Source organism: Acinetobacter bouvetii DSM 14964 = CIP 107468 (genome assembly GCF_000368865.1).
Lineage (GTDB): Bacteria > Pseudomonadota > Gammaproteobacteria > Pseudomonadales > Moraxellaceae > Acinetobacter > Acinetobacter bouvetii.
The window spans coordinates 802958-823601 of sequence record NZ_KB849726.1; the positions used below are offsets into that span (position 1 = coordinate 802958).

A 20644-nucleotide genomic window follows, 5' to 3' on the forward strand; every position below is an offset into this window, starting at 1 on the left:
AAACAGTGAATCAGCCCACAGATTTGGATTTAGAACTTAGCGAATCTGAAATGCATCTTTATAGCCGTCAAATTTTATTGGATGGCTGGGATATTGAAGCGCAGGAAAAACTTAAACTTTCGAATGTGCTCATTGTCGGCTGTGGGGGTATTGGCTGCGCATCTGCCGAACTTTTGGCGCGTGCAGGCGTGGGTAAAATTACCCTGATCGATGCTGATACGATTGAAATCAGCAATCTGCAGCGGCAAATGGCATTTACTGAAGCTGATTTAGGCTTTTATAAAGCCGAGGTTTTAGCCAAACGCCTAGCCAGCATTAATCCCTATATTCAAGTAAACAGTGTGGTTTCTAAACTGGATGCATCCAATGCGGAATCACTGATTTCCCCGCAAGATTTGGTGCTAGATGGCTGTGATAATTTTGCCACACGCTATTTGGTCAATGCTATTTGCAAACAGCTGAATGCGCCTTTAATCAGTGCATCGGCCATTGGTTTTCAAGGCCAATTGTTTATGGTGGAAAGTGACTCGGCCTGTTATGAATGCCTCTTTCCGAAAGAGCAGCAGGCCAATGAAAGCCTGCGCTGTGCCGATTCTGGGGTTTTGGCCACCACGCCAAATGTAATGGCCAGTTTGCAGGCGCATCATGCCTTGCTGTTTTTAGGCTTGAATGCTGCGCCATTAAAGCAGAAACTGCTGCTTTGGGATGGACTCAGCATGAAACAGCGTGTTTTAGGCTTTCTGCATGATGAAAATTGTCCAATTTGTCAGGCAAGATAGTCCTGCAAAAGATTGAAATTTTGCTACACTCACTACAATTTATTTTTCCTCAGACATTATGAAAAACAATATTTGGCTTGATGGATTCCGCTCGGTGGCCCGTATGGGTGAAACGGCGGTCGTGGCGGCAAAAGCCGGCATTAAATACGCAACAGAAAAACCAAGCAATGCAAAACTCATGCGCGAGACATTTGAGTCGCTGGGTTCAACCTACATTAAATTGGGGCAGTTTATTGCCAGCACGCCGTCATTATTTCCGCGTGAATACGTTGAAGAATTTCAGGGCTGCCTGGACCAAACGCCAAGTTTGCCTTTCAGCTATGTACAGCAAGTGTTGGCGTCAGAATTTGCAGGCCGTGATTTATCGCAAATTTTTGCCTCAATTGATGAAATACCTTTAGCGTCTGCTTCCATTGCGCAAGTGCATGCAGCAAAACTGGTTACTGGTGAAAGTGTCGTGCTTAAAGTGCAAAAGCCGGGTGTAGAAACCATTCTCTACACAGATTTAAATGTGCTGCATTGGGCTGCAAAAATTTTAGAAAAAGCCGTACCCAAAGTTAAATTTGCGTCATTGGCCGATATTGTCGAAGAAATTAAAACCCGTATGGTGCGTGAAGTCGACTTCATTGAAGAAGCGCAAAATATTGATGATTTTGTCAATTATCTGAATATTACCAATAACAAAGCCGCGGCTGCGCCGAAAGTTTATCATCAGTTTTCTACCCGCCGCGTGTTAACCATGGAACGCTTTTATGGCGTGCCATTGACTGACTTTGAGGTTGTGAAAAAAGTATCAAAAGATCCATCACAAGTTTTAGTGACGGCCATGAATACATGGTTTGGCAGTTTGATGATGTGTGAAAGCTTCCATGCAGATTTGCATGCCGGCAATCTGATGCTGTTGGAAGATGGCCGTATTGGTTTTATTGACTTCGGTATTGTGGGTCAGTTGAAGCCAGAAGTGTGGACCGCTTGCATTGCCTTTATGGATGCCCTGCAAAAAACGGATTATGCCTTGATGGCGGAAAACATGCTGAAAATGGGCATGACCGATAAGAAAATTGATACCAAAGTGCTGGCGGATGATTTGGAGCGGTTGTTCAGCGGCGTATTGCTGGCAGACCCGCAAGAATTATTAAGCTCTAATCCTGCCGATTTAAATGACATTATGATGGATATGGTCGGGGTAGGCGAACGCCACGGCATCCGTTTCCCGCGTGACTTTGCCTTGCTGTTTAAGCAAATGCTGTATTTTGACCGTTTCATGCGTATTCTTGCGCCGTATACCGATATTTATGCAGATCAGCGTTTGCAAATGGTGCAAACAATCGATCCTAATGTGCTGTTGAAGCATTAATTCAGCATAATAATCCCTCCCAGCTTGCCTTTCTTGCACTTTTTTAAAGCAATGCTTTAAAACTTGCTCAGGAAGGCATTTTGCCGTTTTGAAATCGATAACGATGGCGAGTCCCTCTTTTAAAAGAGGGATGTAGGGAGGTTATTTATAAATCTTCTATTTCTGAGCAAGCACATGGACGCAATTATTATTGAAGGCTTAAAGGTTGATACAGTGGTCGGCTGTTTCAATTGGGAGCGTCAAATTATTCAGCCTTTAATGCTGGATATCACCATTAGCACCAGTCTGGAACAGGCGTCGAATTCAGATGAGCTGGAAGATACGCTGAACTATGCAGAAATTTGTGAAATTTCAGCCAAAGTCATTCAGGATGCGCAGCCAAAATTGATCGAACATGCGGCAAAGCTGGTGTTAAATGCACTTTTTACTACCTATCCTGTGGTGGAATCTATTATGATTACCATCCGTAAGCCTGCCATTATCCCGCAAGCAAATTCTGTAGGAATTCGTCTTGAACGTCACCGAAACGATTTTCGCCCTAGCGCTGGCGAGTAATTGTAATCCGAAACAACATTTTCAACGTGCAATTGCGCAAATCTCTGAATTAGGTGATTTTAAATTTTCAAAAATTTATCTGATTCCATGCCGTGACGGTATTGGTGCCGAATACTGGAATGCCGCGTGTCTGGTACGCAGTCATTTAACGGCTTTTGAAGTAACGGCCTATTTGAAACAGATGGAAGCGGATTCTGGCCGAATTCGTCCATCGCATAATATTTCGCTGGATGTAGACCTGATTGCATGGGGCGATGATTTAACGCACATGCAGTTTAATCCTAAAAAAATGCCCTTGGCTTTGGATGTGAAAATTCCAATGTATGACATTTGGGAGAATGAACTGTTCGAACATCAGCATGATACATTTCCTGTGGTGCAGGCAGACGGATTGTAAAAATTTAAAATAGGAGTGTTGGGCAATATTGTTGCCAGCACAGTCTTTTGAAACATCGTTTTGAAATATCACTTGAAACGTCGAGACAGTTTAATTATCTTAAAATAAGAATAAGACCAGATAAATCAAATGTATATTATTGAAAATAAAATGGAAATACAGTGCAGCGCGCAAGCGCTGTTCAATTATGTGACACAGCCTTGGCTATGGCATGAATGGCATCCCAACTCTATTTCTGCAACAGAAAGTTCAAATGGGCTTAAAGTGGCTGATACTTTTCAGGAAATGATTCGGCTTAAGCCGCTTGACCCTTTGCCTGTTATTTTTAATCGGGAAACGTCCTATACTGTTTTAGTGAGTCAGCCTGATACGCAATGGATTGTTGAGGGGAAAACCAATAATGGTGCATTGCGGATACAATATGATTTTGAACAAATTTCAGAAAATCGTGTGTTATTTAAAAGAACCTTAAGTTTTAAGGTGGAAGGTCATTTGCGTGTTATGTCGTATTTTCTAGTCAAAAATATGAAGAAAACCTCAGTGATTGCCTTGGATAATCTCAAGAGAAAGCTTTCTAATGCTTGATCGAGGGATCAATCAATGAATTTAAATTGACGGGATGATTGCTTTCATCGCATTTAAAAAATTAATAATTTATATCAATTGAATCAAAGTTTTCATCGCCGCTTTTGGCCTTCTGCGCACAATTTTTTAGATCATCTTGATGTTTTTCGACCTCTGCTGCGTTGTGGACTGTACGATGCCAAAAGAATCATTCATCACAGGGCGTTTGAGTTGGAAAATGCATCATTTTGCGTATTTCAGTTGATATCCCAGTCTGAATGCTATGATAAGCCTTCAGCCAAAAAGAAGTAAAAGATCGTATGAACTGGACGGATCTTATTCAGCATTATGGGTATTTCGCAGTATTTGCGGGCAGCTTGTTTGAAGGCGAAACCGTGCTGATGCTGGGCGCATATGCGGTTCATCAACATCTTTTAAATTTTTTGGCTCTTAATTGCTGCAGCAATGCTGGGCGGTTTTATTGGGGATCAATTTTATTATCAAGTTGGCCGCCGTTATGGGCAGAAAGTTATACAAAGCAAGCCTGAGCTTGCAAAAAAGTTTGATAAAGCCAGTCAATTTATTGAACGCTTTCCAGTTTTAACGATTTTACTGATGCGTTTTGCTTGGGGCTTAAGAACGGTACTTCCAATTGCTGTTGGCATTAAAGCTTATCCAATTTGGAAATATATATTCATTAATGTTTTGGCCTGTTTTATTTGGGCTTGGGCTGTCGTCACGGTGGGTCTGAAAGTTACGCATGGGCTGCATATCTTTTGGGCAAAAATACTGTCTTATGACGATGATATTTATACAGTGATTGCTGTTGTTGCCTGTATTGCATTTGGCAGAATCGTTTATACGGCGGTTAAAAAACTGCGCGCCTAAAAGGTGGATCAGCTCTGCAATGCTGTCATAACAGTATGAAGGCTGGCAGGCAGGCAGCCTAAATGTTTGCGCTATGAATAATATGCATAGTAAAGCATTATTAAATATCATTTCATTCATATATTTTTCTTTTGTAATCTTAGTGCGGATATTCAAGATTATTTACACAGCGCATTGCTCAGCTGTAACTCAGAGAATCTATTAATGAAAAATTTTAAAGAAAAAGTTGCTGCTATTACGGGTGCCGGTTCAGGCATTGGGCGTCAGCTAGCCTTGCAGCTGGCGCAGCAGGGCGCTCATTTGGCTTTGAGCGATATGAATGAGCAGGGCTTGCTGGAAACGCTGAACTTACTGAAAGATTATCCAGTTAAAGTGACTTTAACAAAATTGGATGTTGCTGACCGCGAAGCTGTATATGCATGGGCGGAAAGCAGCTTTAATGAATTTGGCCAGCTGAACCTTATTTTCAATAATGCAGGCGTGGCTTTAGCCAGTACAGTTGAAGGCATGAGCTATGATGAGCTGGAATGGATTTTTAATATCAATTTCTGGGGTGTGGTTTATGGGACCAAAGCCTTTTTGCCGTATTTAAAGCAAAGCGGTGAAGGCCATATTATCAATACATCGAGTTTATTCGGTCTGACTGCACAGCCGACGCAAAGCGCATATAACGCAACGAAATTTGCAGTGCGCGGATTTACCGAAGCTTTGCGTCAAGAACTGGATATGGAAAATTGCGGTGTTAGCGCAACATCAGTACATCCAGGCGGCATCCGCACCAATATTGCTAATGCAGCGCGCATGAGTGACAGTATTCGTGCCTTAGGTATGAACCCAGAACGAGCCAGCCGTTCATTCAACAAAGTCTTAAAAACACCGCCGGAACAGGCAGCCAAAGTTATTCTAGATGCCGTAAAAGACAATAAGGCGCGTGTGCTGATAGGCAATGATGCAAAGCTTTTAGACTTGGTGCAGCGTGTTGCGCCATCGCATTATGCGCAGGCGCTGAATTTTTTTACCAAAAGAAAAGCCAAGAAGAAATAATACGCATGTTCTTGTCAAAAAAAGCCCGCATTTAGCGGGCTTTTGAACAATGGGCTGAGACTTAAATATAGTAGCTGGTTTTGGTCATGAGCTTTGAAATCGCGGTCATGGTAATGCGAACAGGAAGCGGCAAATCGACACCGCCGGCATCGAGCGCCGTATCGCGGTGATGCAGTTCATCTTCATTCATCTGCACTAAAATTTTACGTGAGCGTTCATCCTGTTCTGGAAGCTGGCTGATGTGGTGCTGCAGATGCATGCTGACCTGGCGTTCAGTCTCTGCGACAAAGCCCAGGCTGTATTTATCGCCGGCAATCCCTGCAATGGCGCCCATGCCAAAAGACAGGCTGTACCAAACAGGATTCAGCAGGCTTGGCACACTGTCCAGCTCTTTTAAGCGGTCTTCACACCATGCTAAATGGTCTTGCTCTTCAATGGCAGCCTGTTCCATCTCTTTGCGCACATTCGGCAGCTTTGCTGTTAAGGCTTGACCGTGATAAAGCGCCTGCGCGCAGACCTCACCGCTGTGATTCACCCGCATGAGGCCGGCAACATGCCGCGCTTCACTCACGGCCAATGGCGCTTCAGACTGATTGCCTGGATTTTCACGATGCGCTGATGTCGAGCCTGGCACTAAGCTGCGCAATGCTTGGTCAAAAGAATGAATAAGCTTGTCGAGGCCTGTATATTGACGCATGGATTAATCCTCCGGTAAGACTTGCGCAGTATTCAGCATCGGCTTTAAGCGGCGCAGCAGCCAGAAGCTGAAGATTGCGCTGAGCACTGCAGTAATGCTGAACAGTATTTTAATATCAATCTTTAGGATGCTTAAGATGATAATTGAGAATATAGCAGAAGATACCATGAAAACGGCATTCAAAATATTGTTGGCGGCCACGATGCGCGCGCGGTGTGAGCGGGGGGAAAAGGCCTGCATCATGGCGTACAGCGGCACAATATAAAAACCGCCGCTGATGCCGAGCAGAGTCACCGCAAGCATCACATGGTAATAGCTCCAGCCGCCATGGAAGACCTCATAGAGTCCGAGCAGCTTGCCGCTTTGCTCCGGCACGAAAGCCAAACTGCCGGCCAAATAAAAAGCAAAGAGCGTTAAGCCAATGGCGCCAATCGGCACCATTTTAATATTGACTTCTGTTCCGCCTAATTTACGGCACAGCAAAGAACCCACGCCAATTCCGACAGAGAAGAAGGTCAGCAGCAGGCTTACGACATTTTCTGAAGCGTGTAAATTTTGCTGCGTGAGCTGCGGAATTTGAGTCAGGTAGGTTGCGCCGTAAAACCAGTACCAAGAGTTGCCCAATAAAATAGTAAAAATCAGCGGCAGGCTTTTGGCGTGTTTTAGCGTTTGGAAACTGGTGCGGAAAAAGTTCCAGTCCACTGTTAAATCTGCGGCGGTGACTTGCTGCTTTAAAATAAACGTGCTGGATAAATAGCCTAAGGCTGCAATCGTCAGTACGGTCACGCTGATCCAAAGCAAATTGCCGTCAGAGCCTGAAATGACTGCGCCGCCTAAAATCATGCCAATCAGGATCGCCATAGATGTGCCGGATTGAAACAGCGCATTGCCAGACATCAGCTCGTTGGGCTTTAAGATTTCAGGCAAAATGGCATATTTGATCGGGCCAAAGAAGGTTGAATGTGTTCCCATAAGGAATAATGCCAGCAGCAGCAGCCATAAATTGCCCAGCAGAAAGCCCGCCGCGCCAATCAGCATGATGACAATTTCAGCAATTTTCAGCATTCGAACAAGCTGTGAGCGTTCGTACTTATCTGCCAGCTGCCCAGCGGTCGCAGAGAAAATAAAGTAAGGTAAAATGAACAGCAGCGCGGCAAAGTTATTTAATGTGCTGATACTTGCGGTTTGCTGCTGAATCCATCCGTAGGTGATGACCAAAAGTAAAGCCTGTTTATACACGTTGTCATTCAATGCCCCAAAAAATTGAGTGAGAAACATGGGCAGAAATCGGCGGGTACCTAGAAGATGTTCACTGTTCTTCATATGATGAATACTGCAATTAAGTTTTATTAAGAAATGTGAGTGTTTGGTAAAACATCGAAAAAAATCATGTAAGATACTTTTCAGCTTAGGGAATGGTAAAAACCAATAGATTTAAGTTCTTTAGCTCATAATTTGTTGATTAAATAGTCCATTACATAAAGAATTTCTTTAGAGTTTGCTATGCCTGCAAAAATTAATTTTAAAAAGACAATGCTTCACCTCAGTATGAGTCACCTCATACACAGGCATCATAGCAATAAATGCTTATGGATGAGCATCTTTTTAACGCTTCTGACGCAGCAAAGCATGGCTGAAACAAATGAAAAAGCGACACCGGTTGCAGATGCGACTCAAGCAGAGATGGTCGAGAAGCTCAAGAGTGAAGCTGTAAAGCAGGGGCTTGATTCCCAGTCTAACTTGGAAACGATTCAAAATATAGAATCAGTCCAAAAGGCCGTCCCTGAGCCGGACAGCATGCAAATGCTGCAGCAGCAGGAACAGTCTGCAGCATCTATTGAAGCATTTAAGCCCATTGAGTTTGAAGATTTGCAGGATTTGCCAATAGAGCCTGTAGATCAAACCATGGCCAATGAAATTCTGCAGGTCGCGGAAAATGCGAAGCGTGAAGCGCAGAACTACAGGGCAACTCAAAATATTGAAAATACTGTTGCAGATATGACGCAGCAGGAACTCGCTCAGATTAATCAGGCGCCGGTCAATGTTGATCAGCTGATGAGCAGCATTCGCGCTGACAGTGAAATTGCAGTCTCTCAAAATGAAAATGCCACTACCTTAAGTACGGCTTTTCCAGAGGAACAGGCGGTTGATGACAAGGATCTGAATTTCTTTAAGCGGATGCTCTATAAAATCCGTCCGCCGCGTGAGCTGAATACAGCAAAAGTGCCGCGCATCAGTGCAGATGTGGTATTTACCGCAGTCAGCAATAGCAGTGAGGCCAGCAATAAAGCTTACGCGGCGGCCCTGGATAATTTAAAGGCCAATATCAAAGGCAAGCTTTCGAGTTATACCGTAGAGTCTTTCAGTGACTTTCCCTCGGCTCTGCCGCAGTTAAGAACTTTGTCGAATCAGGCGGCGCAAGCGGTTGGTTTTTATAATGCGAGCTTTAAGTTTGAAAAAGTCAGTGACAATAAGGTCAAAGTTTCTGTCACGCCAAATGAACCTGTACTGGTGAAAGAACATAATGTTGAATTCAGCGGTGCTGGCGCAAATCAGGCGCAGTTCCAAGTAATCAGTGTTTTGCCAGATCAGGACGTCGGTGATATTTTCAATCATGGCGCTTATGAAACGACGAAAACCCGTATTACGGATGCCGCTTCAAACAACGGTTATTTTGATTCCTATTGGCGCCTGCATGATGTCAAAGTCGCGCAGCCGCAAAATACTGCAGATATCAATTTGCGCTATGAAACTGGGGAGCGCTATAAACTTGGCGATGTGGAATTCCGCATGAGTAATCCTGCAGATGAATTCCCGCTGGACCCAGATATTCTTGAAAGCCTTGTGACTTGGGAAGACGGCGCAGATTTTACCTTTTGGCGTGTCAATGGTTTAGCCAATAACCTCACCAACTCCCGCTATTTTAACTACACGCTGGTCGATGCCGTGCGCCCAGACCCGATTGAAAAACAGCTGGAGCTGCCGCCGGATATTCAGGCTTTGGTCGATCAAAACCAGCTGGAAGAAAGTTCCACCCGCGTTCAAGATAAGAAAGCAGTCGCATCCAGCAAGGAAGTTTCACAAAATGTGGTCAATGAAGACCAGTTTGCCGGCGTGAAAGATCAGGAACAGAATGCCAATATCCGCAGCCTGCAAAAAAGTCAGAATGAAAAAGAGCAGGAACAGGATATCTTAAAAGCGCAGGCGCGTGAAACCAAGGTCGTTCCTGTGATTGTGACATTGAATGCGGATAAGCTGAACAGTGCCGAAATTGGCGCCGGTTTCGGCACAGACACAGGCGCACGCTTACGCGGCCAGTACCGCCGGGCAATTGTGAATAAGCGCGGTCATACTTTTGACGCCAACCTGGAACTTTCGCAAATCCGCCAGTCTTTGGAAGGCCACTACAACATTCCATATAACCATCCATTGAATGATTATATTAGCTTGGTTGGCGGTTATGAGCGTGAAGAGCGCGATGATGTCGGGCAGAATGTCAATTTGATGATTGAATCTGCTGTTGCCGGAGTTGACCGTGTGATTAAAAATCCGCGCGGCAGCTGGCAGCATACGTTTGGCTTGCGCTACCGTTTAGACAGAATTACTCAGGATGGGATCATCGACCCTGCGGAAATTCCAGAAGCGTTTTTGGTCAATACCAACAATCAGCAGCAGTCTTTATTGTTCGGCTATGAAGCCTCCCGCACGATCAGCGATAAGCGGGTCAATCCGAGCAAAGGATTTAAGCAAACCTATAAAATTGAACTGGGTTCGGAAAGTTTATTGTCTGATGCCGATATGGCGATTTTAAATGCAGGCTGGCGCTTTATTTACTCGCTGGGTGAAAATGACAATCACCAGTTTGTTGGACGCAGCGATCTCGGTTATATTTTTACGAAAGATTTTAACAAGGTGCCGTATAACTTGCGTTTCTTTACGGGCGGCGATCAAAGTATTCGCGGATTTGACTATAAGAGCCTTGCTGCGGAAGAGAACGGTTTTAAAGTGGGCGGCCAGGCTTTAGCTATTGGCTCATTAGAATATAATTATCAATTTAAAGAAGGATGGCGCGCGGCTGTTTTCAGTGATTTCGGCAACGCATATGACAAGGATTTTAATACTGAAACGGCTTATGGCGCAGGTGTCGGCATCCGCTGGGCTTCACCGATTGGCCCAATCCGTATTGACGTGGCGACAGGGCTTTCAGATGATAACCACCCGATCCGCGTACATTTCTTTATTGGCTCACAACTATAATTTTAAGGTGATTTAACCGTTATGGCTGAACAGCAGCAAAATCCTGAACCAGAAAATGCGCCTGACGTATTGCCACAAAAACGCCGCATTTTGCGCAGTGTCTTATTGTCATTGCTGTTTATGGTCGTGTTGCTGATATCTGCGCTTGCGGTCATGTTTTCTACGGACAAAGGCAGTAAATTTCTGCTGGACCGGGTTTTGGAACGCCAAAAAATCATTCATTACGAGTATGAAGGCGGCAATTTATGGCGCGGGTTAATTCTGCGCAATGTTTTGGTCAGCTTAAAGCCGGTAGATGTCAAAATTGACCGTGCAGACGTGACTCTGGGCTGGCGCGCAATTCTGAATAAAGAAATTCATTTGAACAGTGCAGATGTCCGAAATCTGCAAATTATTACCAAAAGCCCGCCTAGTGATGAGCCGTTTAAGTTTAATGAAATCCGCCTGCCGTTTGTGCTGCGTGTAGACAAAGCGGATGTCGATCACCTGCTGATTCAAACCCATGCAGCCAGTGTAAATTTTGATGATATTCAACTGAACGAAGGGCTGTGGTCAGGTACAGAACTAAAGTTTGAAAACTCGCGCATGAATATGGGTTACTTAAGCGTGCGCAATGCCACAGGCAAGATGAAATTTGAAGGAAAATATCCTTTAAATGCGACTGGCATCGTAAACTTGCCGTCTTTAAATGACAGCTTAAATATTAAAGATATTGCCGTGAATGCCCGCGGTACTTTAGATACTATTCAGGCAGGTATTGCGACCAATACACCTGATTTGCTGGCGGGCTGGGCCGTTGTTCATCCAATGCGTCCGCATGTGCCGATGCAGGGCGAGTTAAAGTTTAAAAACTATCATTTGCCATTATTGACTGAGCAAAAGCTGTTTGTGAAAAACGGCCTAGGCAAATTCAAGGGGGATATTCAGCGTTTAAACTTAAATGTCATTACAGACTTAACCGGTGCGAATATTCCACAAGGCCAGTACAGTGCTGTGATGCATACAGATCTTGTGCATCAGCTGAATATTGATCATGTGAATGGCCAGCTGATGAAAGGCGCCGTAAACTTGTCGGGTGTGGTGAGCTGGAAAGATCATGTTACTTGGGACATGCAAGGCCGATTAGACAAACTGAACCCTAAAGATAAATTAATTCCGCAAGTGGTACAGGATTTTCTGCCACCAAGTCTAGATGCTAAAATTGCATCTAAAGGCGCTTTAGAAAAAGGGATACATTTAACAGCGCTGGTTGATTTTGACCGTTACGAAACGTGGAATCTCAAATTTGATCAAGATCCAGAAAAGAATAAAAAAGCGCAGCCGATGCTGTTGGATGTGTCTTGGAAAAATATTGACCGCACTGTACCGTATGTGGGCTGGCTCAGCAGTGAATCGGGCAATGCGAAACTCGCATTGGTTGCAGATCAGCAGAATATTCACGTAACCACTAAAGTTGCGCGCCATGAAAAAGGCATGCTGCCGCCGGGAATGTATCAAGCGCAGCTGAATGTAAAAAATAATAATTTGAACGTGCCAAGCTTCAGCTACCTTGCAGATAAAGGCCAATTAACGGGCAGTGCAGCAGTTCAATTGCCGACTGATAAGCGTCAGCTGAAATGGAATGCGCTGCTGAATGCCAAAGACTTTAACCCGCAGACCGTTGCGGCAGCTGCGCCAGTCAATTTGCTGAATGGCTCAATCCGGGCCAATGGCTACGCCAAGCCGAATCAGCAAATTATTCATTTAAGCGCAATTGATCTAACGGGACGCCTGGCGCAGCAGAATGAAACGATTCGCTTAACAGGCAGCAGTACTGCAGCATTGCTTTTCCATGATGTGAAAGCAGGCGGCGGGTTTAAAAGCTTCGCAGTCAATTACGACGGCAATTTATCCGCCAGTCAAATTGAAGCCAGCAAAGGCCTGTTAAAGCTGCGCGTTTCAGGGACGCCAGAACTGATTCATGTTGCTGAATTAAAGCATGATGGTGTTGCGGGCAAAATTTTTGCCAGCGGTTTAGTAAATTTGAAAAATGGTATTGGCTGGGATATCAACGCATCACTGGTGCATTTTAAACCGCATTACTTTGCATCGAATATCCGCGGTGAACTGTCAGGCACCTTGAAAACGCAAGGGCTTTGGTCCGATGCTTTAAAACGCATTCAAATTCAGCGCCTAAACTTGGCAGGCATCATCAACAATAAGCCTGTGCGCGGTAAAGGCAATTTGGCTTTGGTCATTAACTCCAACCAAAAAGGCTTTATGCCGCAGCAGTTTGAAGCCAATGATTTATTTCTGGCCTATGCCAGCAACCAAATTCAAGCGACAGGCAATGCGCAGAGCTTACGTTTGAAGGTTAATGCGCCAGCACTGTACGAGCTTTACGGCGGCTTGCGCGGCCGTGCGTATGGCTACTTGAATATGCAAGTTCAGCCCCGCCTGCAGGCTTCTGCTAACCTGGCTGTCGATAATTTTGGCTTTAATCATTTATTCAGCGTGAAAAAAATGCGCGTACAGGGTGAGCTGCCAACTTCGCAAACCACACCAGCCTTACTGGTTGCCCGTTTGGAAAGTTTGCGCAGCGGTACGCGCGAAATTCAGCAGGGCGAAATTTCTTTGGCGGGTACACGCAATGCGCATGTGCTGAAAGTCAGCGCGGAAAACAAATTATCTAAATTTAAAGTGCAGCTGGCAGGCGGCTTTAATGCGCAAAATAACTGGCTGGGGCAAATCCAAAAGGGTGATTTTGACTCCTTGCGTACCCGTTTAGTACAGCGCCAAAATGCATCAATCATTTATACCTCTGCTCAATCGGATTTATTTATCGGTGCGCATTGCTGGATGAGCCAGCAAAGTGAGCTGTGCTTTGATCAGCCTATTCGGGTCAATCCAAATCGCGGCAATGTTTCTTTTATTACCCGCAATTTAGATTTAAGCGACTTCGCGGCCTTTATGCCAGAAGGCCTAGCCATTACAGGCAAGGTTAATGGGTATGCTAAAGCGTCTTGGGCAAAAGGCGCGCGTCCGAAGATTGATGCGCGTTTCTTGACGCGTGACGGCGTGGTTGGGCTGGCTGCGGAAGATCCTCAGTATTTAGGTTCGACAATGAAATACGATGAAGTCAGCCTGATTGCCAAGAGTGTTGCGGACGGTTTGCAAATTCGGCTGGATACCAAAGCGCCTGATATTGGTACGGGTTATGCCAATGTCATCATCGATCCATATAAAGACAGCAAGCCGATGCGCGGTGAAGTGGCCTTTAACCAAGTGCAGCTGAAAATCTTGAAGCCTTTTATTCAAGATGTCCGCTCAATGGGGGGAACATTATCGTATGCAGGCAAAATCAGTGGAACATTAGGCAATCCTTTAATGGAGGGCGAGGTTCGGGTGAAAGACGGCTCCATCAGTATGATTTCACTGCCCGTGAATTTGACCAATATTCAGCTGTATTCAGCCGTGCGTCAAAATTATGCCACTATTAATGGCGCATTCAACAGCGGTCAAGGCGTGGGCAAATTAACCGGCAATATCGACTGGAAAGATGAGCCTCGCGTGCAGCTGCAGCTGAAAGGTCAAAATATGCTGATCCGCCAGGCGCCACTGATTACAGCATTGGTAACGCCTGATTTGAGCTTGGATGTTTTACCGTTCAAGAAAAAACTGTCATTGTCCGGTTCTGTCGATGTACCACGCGCATTGATTTCAATGCCGGAAGCGTCTGAACCTGTGGTTAACGTTTCTTCTGATGTGCGCATTGTGCATGAAGGCGATAACCAGCTGGAGATTTTAAAATCAGCGCGCCCGTGGGATATTCGTGCGGATGTTGCGGTCAGTTTGGGCAAGCAGGTTATTTTTCAAGGCTTTGACAGCCGTATTCCTTTAATTGGCCGTTTAAATCTGTCTCAGCGCGGCTTGGAAACAGCCATGCGCGCCAATGGCGCTATAGGTGTGCCGCAGCGCGTAAAAATTGAAGCTTATGGTCAAAGTTTAGATTTAAACAGGGCGATTGCACGTTTTAATGGGCCGCTTGCAAATCCAACACTGGATATCGATGCCAATAAAGCTGTTCAGGGCAGTACGGTCGGTTTCCGTATTACCGGTACAGTGTCCAGTCCGAATATTCAGGTGTATAACGATGCCGGCCTATCTGAACAGGAAGCGCTGAATGCATTAATTACCGGCCGCATTAATGAGGGCACGAGCGGTTTAAGTCAAACAGAAGGCTTTAAATCTGATGTCAATAATACTATTGCGGCAGCGGGTATCAGTATGGGCTTGGGCGGAACACGCGCTCTCACCAATCAAATTGGCCGTACATTCGGCTTAAGCGGTTTGGCGCTGGACGCTCAAGGTACAGGAGATGACACGCAAGTATCTGTGACAGGCTATATTACTCCAGATTTGTTTATCCGCTACGGTGTTGGGGTCTTTACGCCGGTCAATAAACTGACCTTGCGTTACCAAATGAACCAACGTTTGTATCTGGAAGCGAGCCAGTCTTTAGAGCGCGCAATCGATTTGTTCTATAATTGGCGCTTCTAAAATCTTGAATTTATTTACAGATATGAATATAAATAGGGCTTCGAAAGAAGCCCTATTTATATTTGAAACAATAAGAAATGCATAAAATGAAAAATAATTTAATCCTTAGTTTGTCTATTCTGTCTTGCAATGCTTTTGCCTATGATTATCCCGATGAACATGGGAAGTGCTGGATTCTTGATGGACGGAGTATAATTCAAAAGTGTTTAATCGCATCCGGCGGTGGTGCGGGCGGCACTTTTACTAAATTTGTGGTAAATAAAAAAGATTATTACATTGAAGAATCTAATTTCTGCGATGAAGAGGTGAACTGTCATATCTTAGTTGGGAATAGCTATGAAAATTCAAAAGAAGCGAGAAGCTATTATCGCAGTATTAAAAACAACAAAATTATTCCCAAATGGGAACATGGTGCATGGAATTGCTATCAGCAAATTCGTGGGAAAATGCATATTTGCTATTCAACACCGATTTCTCCGCCCAAAAATCAAAGTTAACTGTTGAAAACCAAGCTAACTTTCACGAAAAAATTTAGGAGGGGATTAATCACTTAAAATTACTCTTTAAACGTCTCATTCAACGCAGCCTGTACAGCATCTACGCGTGATTTGCAGGCTTTGTAGGCGTGCATAGATTCTTCAACAATTTTCATTAAATTATCGATATCTGGTTCTTGCTGATTTTCAAGCAGTTCGGCATTTTTTTTCAAAATGTCATAGCCTTCTTTAAAGCTTAGGGGATCTTTAGTCTTGCTCATGAGCTGCTGCCTGTATGTGGCTGAATAGAAAGGATCTCAGCATGAATAATACCATCCTTCATTTCAATTTGAATTTGTGGAGTGTCTTGGCTGAGCTGCTGCAAGCTGCTGACCGCACGGCCATGCTGGCGGACAACTGCATAGCCTTTGGCTAAAACATGCGGCGGATTCTGCAGCAGGGTTTCCCGCATGAGCGCTTCGACTTGGTGCTGTGCAAATTTAATCATCTGCGCCGCGTAATTCTGGGTTTGGCCTTTTACTTGCTGCAGCTGTTTATAGGCATCAGAAATTTGGCTTTTAGATAGAGTTTCAATGGTTTTCATCAGCTGATCATTTTGGCTTTGATATGCCGTCATTTGATGTTGCGACAGTAGCTGAATGTTTTGGCGGAAATCTAAAATTTCCTGAACACGTGAAGCGATGTGATTGCGGATGCCTGCAATGACTTTACTGGGGGTGTCAAAAGAACGGTGCGCGATTTCATCCAAAATCGTCCGGTCTTTTTCATGGCCAACGCCAACCCAGACGGGGACTGTCCGTTTGCACAGCAGAGCGGCCAAATCAAAATCATTCAAATAGGCTAAATCATTGACCGCGCCGCCGCCGCGGATAATGACAATCAAATCGGGCGGGGATGTGAAATCCGAGGCCCATTGCCGCAGGCCCTGTCCTAAAGCCGACATAATGCTTTGCGCTGCAGTATTGCCTTGAAATGTAGCGCTGTGATAAACGAACTCACATACACCCGCCTGCTGCAGGGCATCGGCATCTTTTTTAAAATCACCTAAACCGGCAGCCTGTTCGGGCGCAATGACCAAAACATGCTGAATATCAAATGGCGCGGGCAGCAGCTGATTTTTGTACAGCAAACCTTCATTGTTCAGCTGCTGCACAATTTGCTGATAACGTTTTGCGATATCGCCCAGCGTATAGCTGGAATCTATTTCTTCGATATTGACTGAAAACCCGTATTGCGGATCAAAACGCGCCCTGACTTTAATCAGCACATTCAAATCGCGGCTGAGTTCAACGCCGCTTTCACGCTCAAATTTGCCTACAATTTTAGCCGCAGAAAATTTCCAGATGGTCGCTTTGCAGCTGGCAATGACTTTGTCACTGCGGGCCTCTTTTTCTGCCAGCTCAATATAGTAATGACCGCCTTTAATGTTTAAATTGCGGATTTCAGCTTTGACCCATACCGCCTCATCAAAAGCCAGTTTAATGACTTCTTGAACGGCGGACAGATACTCACTCAGCGAAAGCTGCAGATCAGACATGGGGATATGAGGTAAAAATCATGAAAATAATAATGAAATTATAGGCTGTTTAGGCGGGATGAAAATGGAAATTTTGTAGAGGGAATGCAAAGCATGAAGCACTTTATGCAACCCGCTGATTCAGTGCGCATTTGAAAGTAAGAACGTCTTTAACACATGCATATATGATTTGATCGCTGGCGGTTTCTGGACCGTGGGGATGGCGGCTGACAGCAGTTTTGACTGTATTACGTGCATTTATGCTCGAAAGATGCTGGGTTTTGTTTGATCAAGTTGATAGTTAATGCAAATTCCGGCAGCTAAGTTTTGTACAAATGGGTCTTGGCAGATGTGTTTGTCTGAAATGTGCAAATTAAATTTTAAGCAATATGAAAGAGCATCAGTGCAGATTATGTTTTTGCAGTTCACATTAAAGAGGAAAACGTTTTATTTTTAAACTGTTTATTGGTTTTTAATGTTTTCATTGTGTATTTTATATTGATAATTCTCATAAGTTGAATATGAAAAGGGTAAGCATGCTGAATTGTGAGCGGATACTTTAAAAAGATTATATTTGCCAATGCTGATTAAATGCTTAAGTGATACTTTTCCTGCGATAATTCATTTAAATAAAATATTATCAATACATCATCTAATGTTAGGGGGGATATTATATGGCTAAAGTTTCATTAGACTCATTATTAGAAATTGACGGTTTTATTGCGAGTGCGCTTGTAGACAGCGAAAGCGGTTTGGCTTTGGCAGCGCAAGGCAATAATACAATTGATTTAGAATTGGCTTCCGCAGGAAACACAGAAGTAATCCGTGCTAAGCGGAAAGTTGCAAGAGCATTGAATCTAAATGATTCGATTGAGGATATTCTAATTACACTGGGCAAGCAATATCATTTGATTCGTCCATTAGATTCAAATGATGCTTTATTCTTATATTTAGTATTGGATAGAAGCAAAGCAAACTTAGCGATGGCTCGTCATGAGTTGAAGCATTTTGAAAAAGAACTCGATTTTTCTTAATTAAAAATTAAGGTTATTACTAAAAGTAATAACCTTAATTGCTTTCATCTCAGTATAACCATCAAAAAAACTATGAATAACTCTATTTATATTTCAATATTTGGTTTAAGTCTTTCCACTATTAATGAACTAAAAAATATCATATTTATAAAATTTTGTGATCAATATCAAATTAATTGGACTCATATAACAGATATTAGGCTGCAGATATTATTAATTAATGATGATTTTATTGATCTTGATCATGTTGTGAAAATGAGTAAAACCAATGTGCAGATTTTAAAATTAAAGAAAAATGAAAGTTTATCCGGGAAATTAATTAACGATACGCTGTATTTGCCATTACAGTTCTCGAACTCATTGGACAGCTGGATGGCGCATGCTCTGGAAAAGAGTACCTTGCCGGCAAATTTCCAGGCAATGCATCAGCCCTTTTTGCTGGAAACAGAACATATTTCTAAAAAAATAGCGCACCAAGAAATTTCATCAGCATTCCATAATGTGTATGAAAAATATGCGGGTATTAGCCACTTTGTAATTGAAAATAATCAAAACATCATGGCTTGTTTTGATTTAAAAAATAAAGAGTTCTATCGAAATCCAGAGCTAAGCCTAATTGCAGAGGGCAGTTTTTCGATTGTTCCTGCGGACATTAACAGCATTGTTAATTTTAAGAAATATTTTCAGTGTAAAGAGCTGAGCAGCGGAATTTGGCAATTTGTTTGGGATCACACGCCTAATGAGGTGCCCGAATATACACATGCGTACAGACTGCTTCATTGGCCGCAGCCGGCATCCCTGACTTGCAGAAGCGAATTATTCAAAATTTCGGCTTTTTTGAGTAAAGGCTGCACGGCTCAATTTATTCATCAAAAAACCAATATCTGTGCGGATACGATTCACCGCTATTTGTTTGCCTGTGAGGTCGCTCAAATTGTTGCTGAAATTCCAGTAAAAGACGCATTGGATATTAGGGCGCTTCCTGCTGAAGTGAATGAAGTCAGCAGCGTGCGGGGTTTTTTCAACAGCTTGCGCAAAAAGCTGGGTCTATAATGGAATGTTATGATTTTACATCAATATAAAGTTGTCTTTGCCGGAACTATGGGTGCCGGAAAAAGCGAGGCGATTAAATCCTTATCGAGTATTGACGTCGTGTCTACTGAGGCAATCAACACCGATACACAGTCTCACAGCAAAATGTTCACCACTGTGGGCATAGATTATGGGGAATTAATTTTAGAGGATGGAACAAAAGTTGGCTTGTACGGTACACCGGGCCAAGAGCGGTTTGATTTTATTTGGAATATGATTTGTAAGGGCGCTTTAGGCACCATTATTTTAATTGATAACAGTGTTGATCATCCAATAGAACAGCTGAATTTCTATTTAGATTATTTTAAAACGGTCAGTGACAATATCATTATTGGAATCACGCATTTGGATGTAAAGTCGGCAAATCATGCCGCGATTTACCGTGATTGGGAAAAAAGCCAGACGGATGCACGCTATCCGCTTTTCTTTGTCGATGCTCGGGAAAGAAATGATGTGCTTTTATTGCTTGAAGCATTAATTGCCAATGCCGAAGCTCAATTCTCAATTTAAGGTTAAAACTCATGCTAGCTCATAATTTAAAAAGAAAAGCGCCAGAAGAACTTGTCAATTTCATACAGATTCATATTCGTTCATTGCTTACCGAGATTTCTGAAATCGAATTTGTGATGGTGTGTTCTACAGATGGTTTTGAATTGACCTCAGTGGCTAAAAAGAACATTGCAAATGCAGGAAAACTCGCAGCAGTCAGCAGTTCTATTTTAGCAATGGTGCAAGCCTTTATGGGGGAAATCAATCTGGACGGCTGTCAAAGCCTGACCCTGGATGCTGCCAATGGCAAGGTGCTGCTGACGGCGATACCCAATGAAAAATACCCCATGCTGTTGGTGGTTTTAACTTCAAAAAATGTGCTCTTGGGCCAACTGCTGTACTCAATTAAAAAAATTACGGAAGACATTTCGCATCAGTGTGAAACGCCAAGCCATGGTTAAATGCTGTGGGCGGCAAGGGTAAGGCTATGCGTCATTGGCGGAATTAAATGACAAATGCGCAGTGATCTTTTATAGTGCAGCCATGTAGGAGATTTTCATGAAAAAGTTACTTGCTTTATCTGTTCTGATTGCACTGGCTGGCTGTGCAGAGAAAAAGCCGCTGACACCTGAAGAGCAATGGCAGGGCTATTGCCGCAGTGTAGGCAATGCGGCGCGCACGATTATGCTGGACCGTCAAAACGCGATTCCTAAAGCGCAAGCAGTGGAACATGCCAGCAAAATTGAAGATGAAACCACCAAAAAATTCATCATCAGCATTATTGATGAAGTTTATGCTTTGCCTGAAGCATCAATTAAAGGCGATGTGGAAGCGTCCCGTGAAAAAATCCGCAGCGAATTTACGGAAAAATGCATAGCGACGCCGCATGATCAAATGCCGGATTACAAACCGTTCTAAGGAACGGTTTTTTATTGCCAA

The 20644-nt window shown here is 43.7% G+C and carries 19 protein-coding genes; 15 read left to right on the forward strand and 4 right to left on the reverse strand.

Annotated elements, in window-relative coordinates:
- Positions 1-50 precede the first annotated feature (50 nt).
- The 7 genes from F941_RS06655 (at position 51) to F941_RS06685 (ending at position 5584) form a co-directional block, all read left to right on the forward strand.
- A complete protein-coding gene (locus tag F941_RS06655; protein ID WP_051065826.1) occupies positions 51-779 on the forward strand; it encodes a HesA/MoeB/ThiF family protein in 729 nt (242 codons plus the stop codon).
- A 58-nt stretch (positions 780-837) separates the two neighbouring features.
- The gene (locus tag F941_RS06660; protein WP_005009217.1) at positions 838-2136 is read left to right on the forward strand and encodes an ABC1 kinase family protein; all 1299 of its coding nucleotides are present in this window, start codon (positions 838-840) and stop codon (positions 2134-2136) included.
- 174 nt (positions 2137-2310) lie between these two features.
- Complete coding sequence (gene folB / locus F941_RS06665) at positions 2311-2691, forward strand: dihydroneopterin aldolase (protein WP_005009220.1); 381 nt, start codon at positions 2311-2313, stop codon at positions 2689-2691.
- Positions 2648-3088, forward strand: a complete 441-nt coding sequence (locus F941_RS06670; RefSeq protein WP_005009221.1) for a 2-amino-4-hydroxy-6-hydroxymethyldihydropteridine diphosphokinase — start codon at positions 2648-2650, stop codon at positions 3086-3088. The genes folB and F941_RS06670 overlap by 44 nt, the downstream gene beginning before the upstream one ends.
- 150 nt (positions 3089-3238) lie before the next feature.
- The gene (locus F941_RS06675; RefSeq protein WP_228128339.1) at positions 3239-3673 is read left to right on the forward strand and encodes an SRPBCC family protein; all 435 of its coding nucleotides are present in this window, start codon (positions 3239-3241) and stop codon (positions 3671-3673) included.
- Between the two features lie 444 nt (positions 3674-4117).
- Positions 4118-4540 (forward strand): DedA family protein, encoded by a 423-nt coding sequence (locus tag F941_RS06680; RefSeq protein WP_005009225.1) that lies wholly within the window; start codon positions 4118-4120, stop codon positions 4538-4540.
- A 204-nt stretch (positions 4541-4744) separates the two neighbouring features.
- The gene (locus tag F941_RS06685; RefSeq protein WP_005009228.1) at positions 4745-5584 is read left to right on the forward strand and encodes an SDR family NAD(P)-dependent oxidoreductase; all 840 of its coding nucleotides are present in this window, start codon (positions 4745-4747) and stop codon (positions 5582-5584) included.
- A gap of 61 nt (positions 5585-5645) precedes the next feature.
- On the opposite strand, the gene coq7 is transcribed toward F941_RS06685, so the two are convergent.
- Together coq7 and F941_RS06695 are read right to left on the reverse strand one after the other, a co-directional pair.
- A complete protein-coding gene (coq7, locus tag F941_RS06690; protein WP_005009229.1) occupies positions 5646-6281 on the reverse strand; it encodes a 2-polyprenyl-3-methyl-6-methoxy-1,4-benzoquinone monooxygenase in 636 nt (211 codons plus the stop codon).
- Between the two features lie 3 nt (positions 6282-6284).
- A complete protein-coding gene (locus F941_RS06695) occupies positions 6285-7604 on the reverse strand; it encodes an MFS transporter (protein ID WP_005009230.1) in 1320 nt (439 codons plus the stop codon).
- A 180-nt stretch (positions 7605-7784) separates the two neighbouring features.
- Here F941_RS06695 and F941_RS06700 point away from each other — a divergent pair, with 180 nt between their 5' ends.
- The 3 genes from F941_RS06700 to F941_RS06710 all read left to right on the forward strand — a co-directional run bounded on the left by F941_RS06700 (position 7785) and on the right by F941_RS06710 (position 15574).
- Positions 7785-10538, forward strand: coding sequence for an autotransporter assembly complex protein TamA (locus F941_RS06700; protein WP_005009231.1), 2754 nt, complete (start codon positions 7785-7787; stop codon positions 10536-10538).
- 21 nt (positions 10539-10559) lie between these two features.
- Positions 10560-15077 (forward strand): translocation/assembly module TamB domain-containing protein, encoded by a 4518-nt coding sequence (locus tag F941_RS06705; RefSeq protein WP_005009233.1) that lies wholly within the window; start codon positions 10560-10562, stop codon positions 15075-15077.
- Between the two features lie 86 nt (positions 15078-15163).
- Positions 15164-15574, forward strand: a complete 411-nt coding sequence (locus F941_RS06710) for a hypothetical protein (RefSeq protein ID WP_005009235.1) — start codon at positions 15164-15166, stop codon at positions 15572-15574.
- A gap of 59 nt (positions 15575-15633) precedes the next feature.
- Here F941_RS06710 and xseB read toward each other — a convergent pair whose 3' ends face one another.
- Positions 15634-15834 carry an exodeoxyribonuclease VII small subunit gene (gene xseB / locus F941_RS06715; RefSeq protein WP_005009238.1) on the reverse strand — a complete coding sequence of 67 codons (201 nt, stop codon included), beginning with the start codon at positions 15832-15834 and terminating at the stop codon, positions 15634-15636.
- A complete protein-coding gene (gene xseA, locus F941_RS06720) occupies positions 15831-17111 on the reverse strand; it encodes an exodeoxyribonuclease VII large subunit (protein WP_005009240.1) in 1281 nt (426 codons plus the stop codon). The genes xseB and xseA overlap by 4 nt, the downstream gene beginning before the upstream one ends.
- A gap of 653 nt (positions 17112-17764) precedes the next feature.
- On the opposite strand from xseA, the gene F941_RS06725 reads away from it, so the two are divergent.
- From F941_RS06725 to F941_RS06745, 5 genes are all read left to right on the forward strand, one after another.
- The gene (locus tag F941_RS06725; RefSeq protein WP_005009241.1) at positions 17765-18124 is read left to right on the forward strand and encodes a roadblock/LC7 domain-containing protein; all 360 of its coding nucleotides are present in this window, start codon (positions 17765-17767) and stop codon (positions 18122-18124) included.
- Between the two features lie 255 nt (positions 18125-18379).
- A complete protein-coding gene (locus tag F941_RS06730) occupies positions 18380-19177 on the forward strand; it encodes a hypothetical protein (protein ID WP_228128338.1) in 798 nt (265 codons plus the stop codon).
- Positions 19178-19186: 9 nt separating this feature from the next.
- Positions 19187-19726 (forward strand): GTP-binding protein, encoded by a 540-nt coding sequence (locus F941_RS06735; RefSeq protein WP_005009244.1) that lies wholly within the window; start codon positions 19187-19189, stop codon positions 19724-19726.
- A gap of 11 nt (positions 19727-19737) precedes the next feature.
- The gene (locus F941_RS06740; protein ID WP_005009246.1) at positions 19738-20166 is read left to right on the forward strand and encodes a roadblock/LC7 domain-containing protein; all 429 of its coding nucleotides are present in this window, start codon (positions 19738-19740) and stop codon (positions 20164-20166) included.
- A gap of 97 nt (positions 20167-20263) precedes the next feature.
- A complete protein-coding gene (locus F941_RS06745; protein WP_005009248.1) occupies positions 20264-20623 on the forward strand; it encodes a hypothetical protein in 360 nt (119 codons plus the stop codon).
- Positions 20624-20644: the final 21 nt, after the last annotated feature.

Bases quoted from the DNA above. Each gene is read 5' to 3' on its own strand.
- F941_RS06705 (WP_005009233.1), top strand. From the start codon at position 10,560: ATGGCTGAACAGCAGCAAAATCCTGAACCAGAAAATGCGCCTGACGTA.
- F941_RS06685 (WP_005009228.1), top strand. From the start codon at position 4,745: ATGAAAAATTTTAAAGAAAAAGTTGCTGCTATTACGGGTGCCGGTTCA.
- F941_RS06675 (WP_228128339.1), top strand. From the start codon at position 3,239: ATGGAAATACAGTGCAGCGCGCAAGCGCTGTTCAATTATGTGACACAG.
- F941_RS06745 (WP_005009248.1), top strand. From the start codon at position 20,264: ATGAAAAAGTTACTTGCTTTATCTGTTCTGATTGCACTGGCTGGCTGT.
- coq7 (WP_005009229.1), bottom strand. From the start codon at position 6,281: ATGCGTCAATATACAGGCCTCGACAAGCTTATTCATTCTTTTGACCAA.
- xseA (WP_005009240.1), bottom strand. From the start codon at position 17,111: ATGTCTGATCTGCAGCTTTCGCTGAGTGAGTATCTGTCCGCCGTTCAA.
- F941_RS06700 (WP_005009231.1), top strand. From the start codon at position 7,785: ATGCCTGCAAAAATTAATTTTAAAAAGACAATGCTTCACCTCAGTATG.
- F941_RS06680 (WP_005009225.1), top strand. From the start codon at position 4,118: ATGCTGGGCGGTTTTATTGGGGATCAATTTTATTATCAAGTTGGCCGC.
- F941_RS06740 (WP_005009246.1), top strand. From the start codon at position 19,738: ATGCTAGCTCATAATTTAAAAAGAAAAGCGCCAGAAGAACTTGTCAAT.
- F941_RS06655 (WP_051065826.1), top strand. From the start codon at position 51: ATGCATCTTTATAGCCGTCAAATTTTATTGGATGGCTGGGATATTGAA.
- F941_RS06660 (WP_005009217.1), top strand. From the start codon at position 838: ATGAAAAACAATATTTGGCTTGATGGATTCCGCTCGGTGGCCCGTATG.
- xseB (WP_005009238.1), bottom strand. From the start codon at position 15,834: ATGAGCAAGACTAAAGATCCCCTAAGCTTTAAAGAAGGCTATGACATT.
- F941_RS06710 (WP_005009235.1), top strand. From the start codon at position 15,164: ATGAAAAATAATTTAATCCTTAGTTTGTCTATTCTGTCTTGCAATGCT.
- F941_RS06735 (WP_005009244.1), top strand. From the start codon at position 19,187: ATGATTTTACATCAATATAAAGTTGTCTTTGCCGGAACTATGGGTGCC.
- folB (WP_005009220.1), top strand. From the start codon at position 2,311: ATGGACGCAATTATTATTGAAGGCTTAAAGGTTGATACAGTGGTCGGC.
- F941_RS06730 (WP_228128338.1), top strand. From the start codon at position 18,380: ATGAGTAAAACCAATGTGCAGATTTTAAAATTAAAGAAAAATGAAAGT.
- F941_RS06725 (WP_005009241.1), top strand. From the start codon at position 17,765: ATGGCTAAAGTTTCATTAGACTCATTATTAGAAATTGACGGTTTTATT.
- F941_RS06695 (WP_005009230.1), bottom strand. From the start codon at position 7,604: ATGAAGAACAGTGAACATCTTCTAGGTACCCGCCGATTTCTGCCCATG.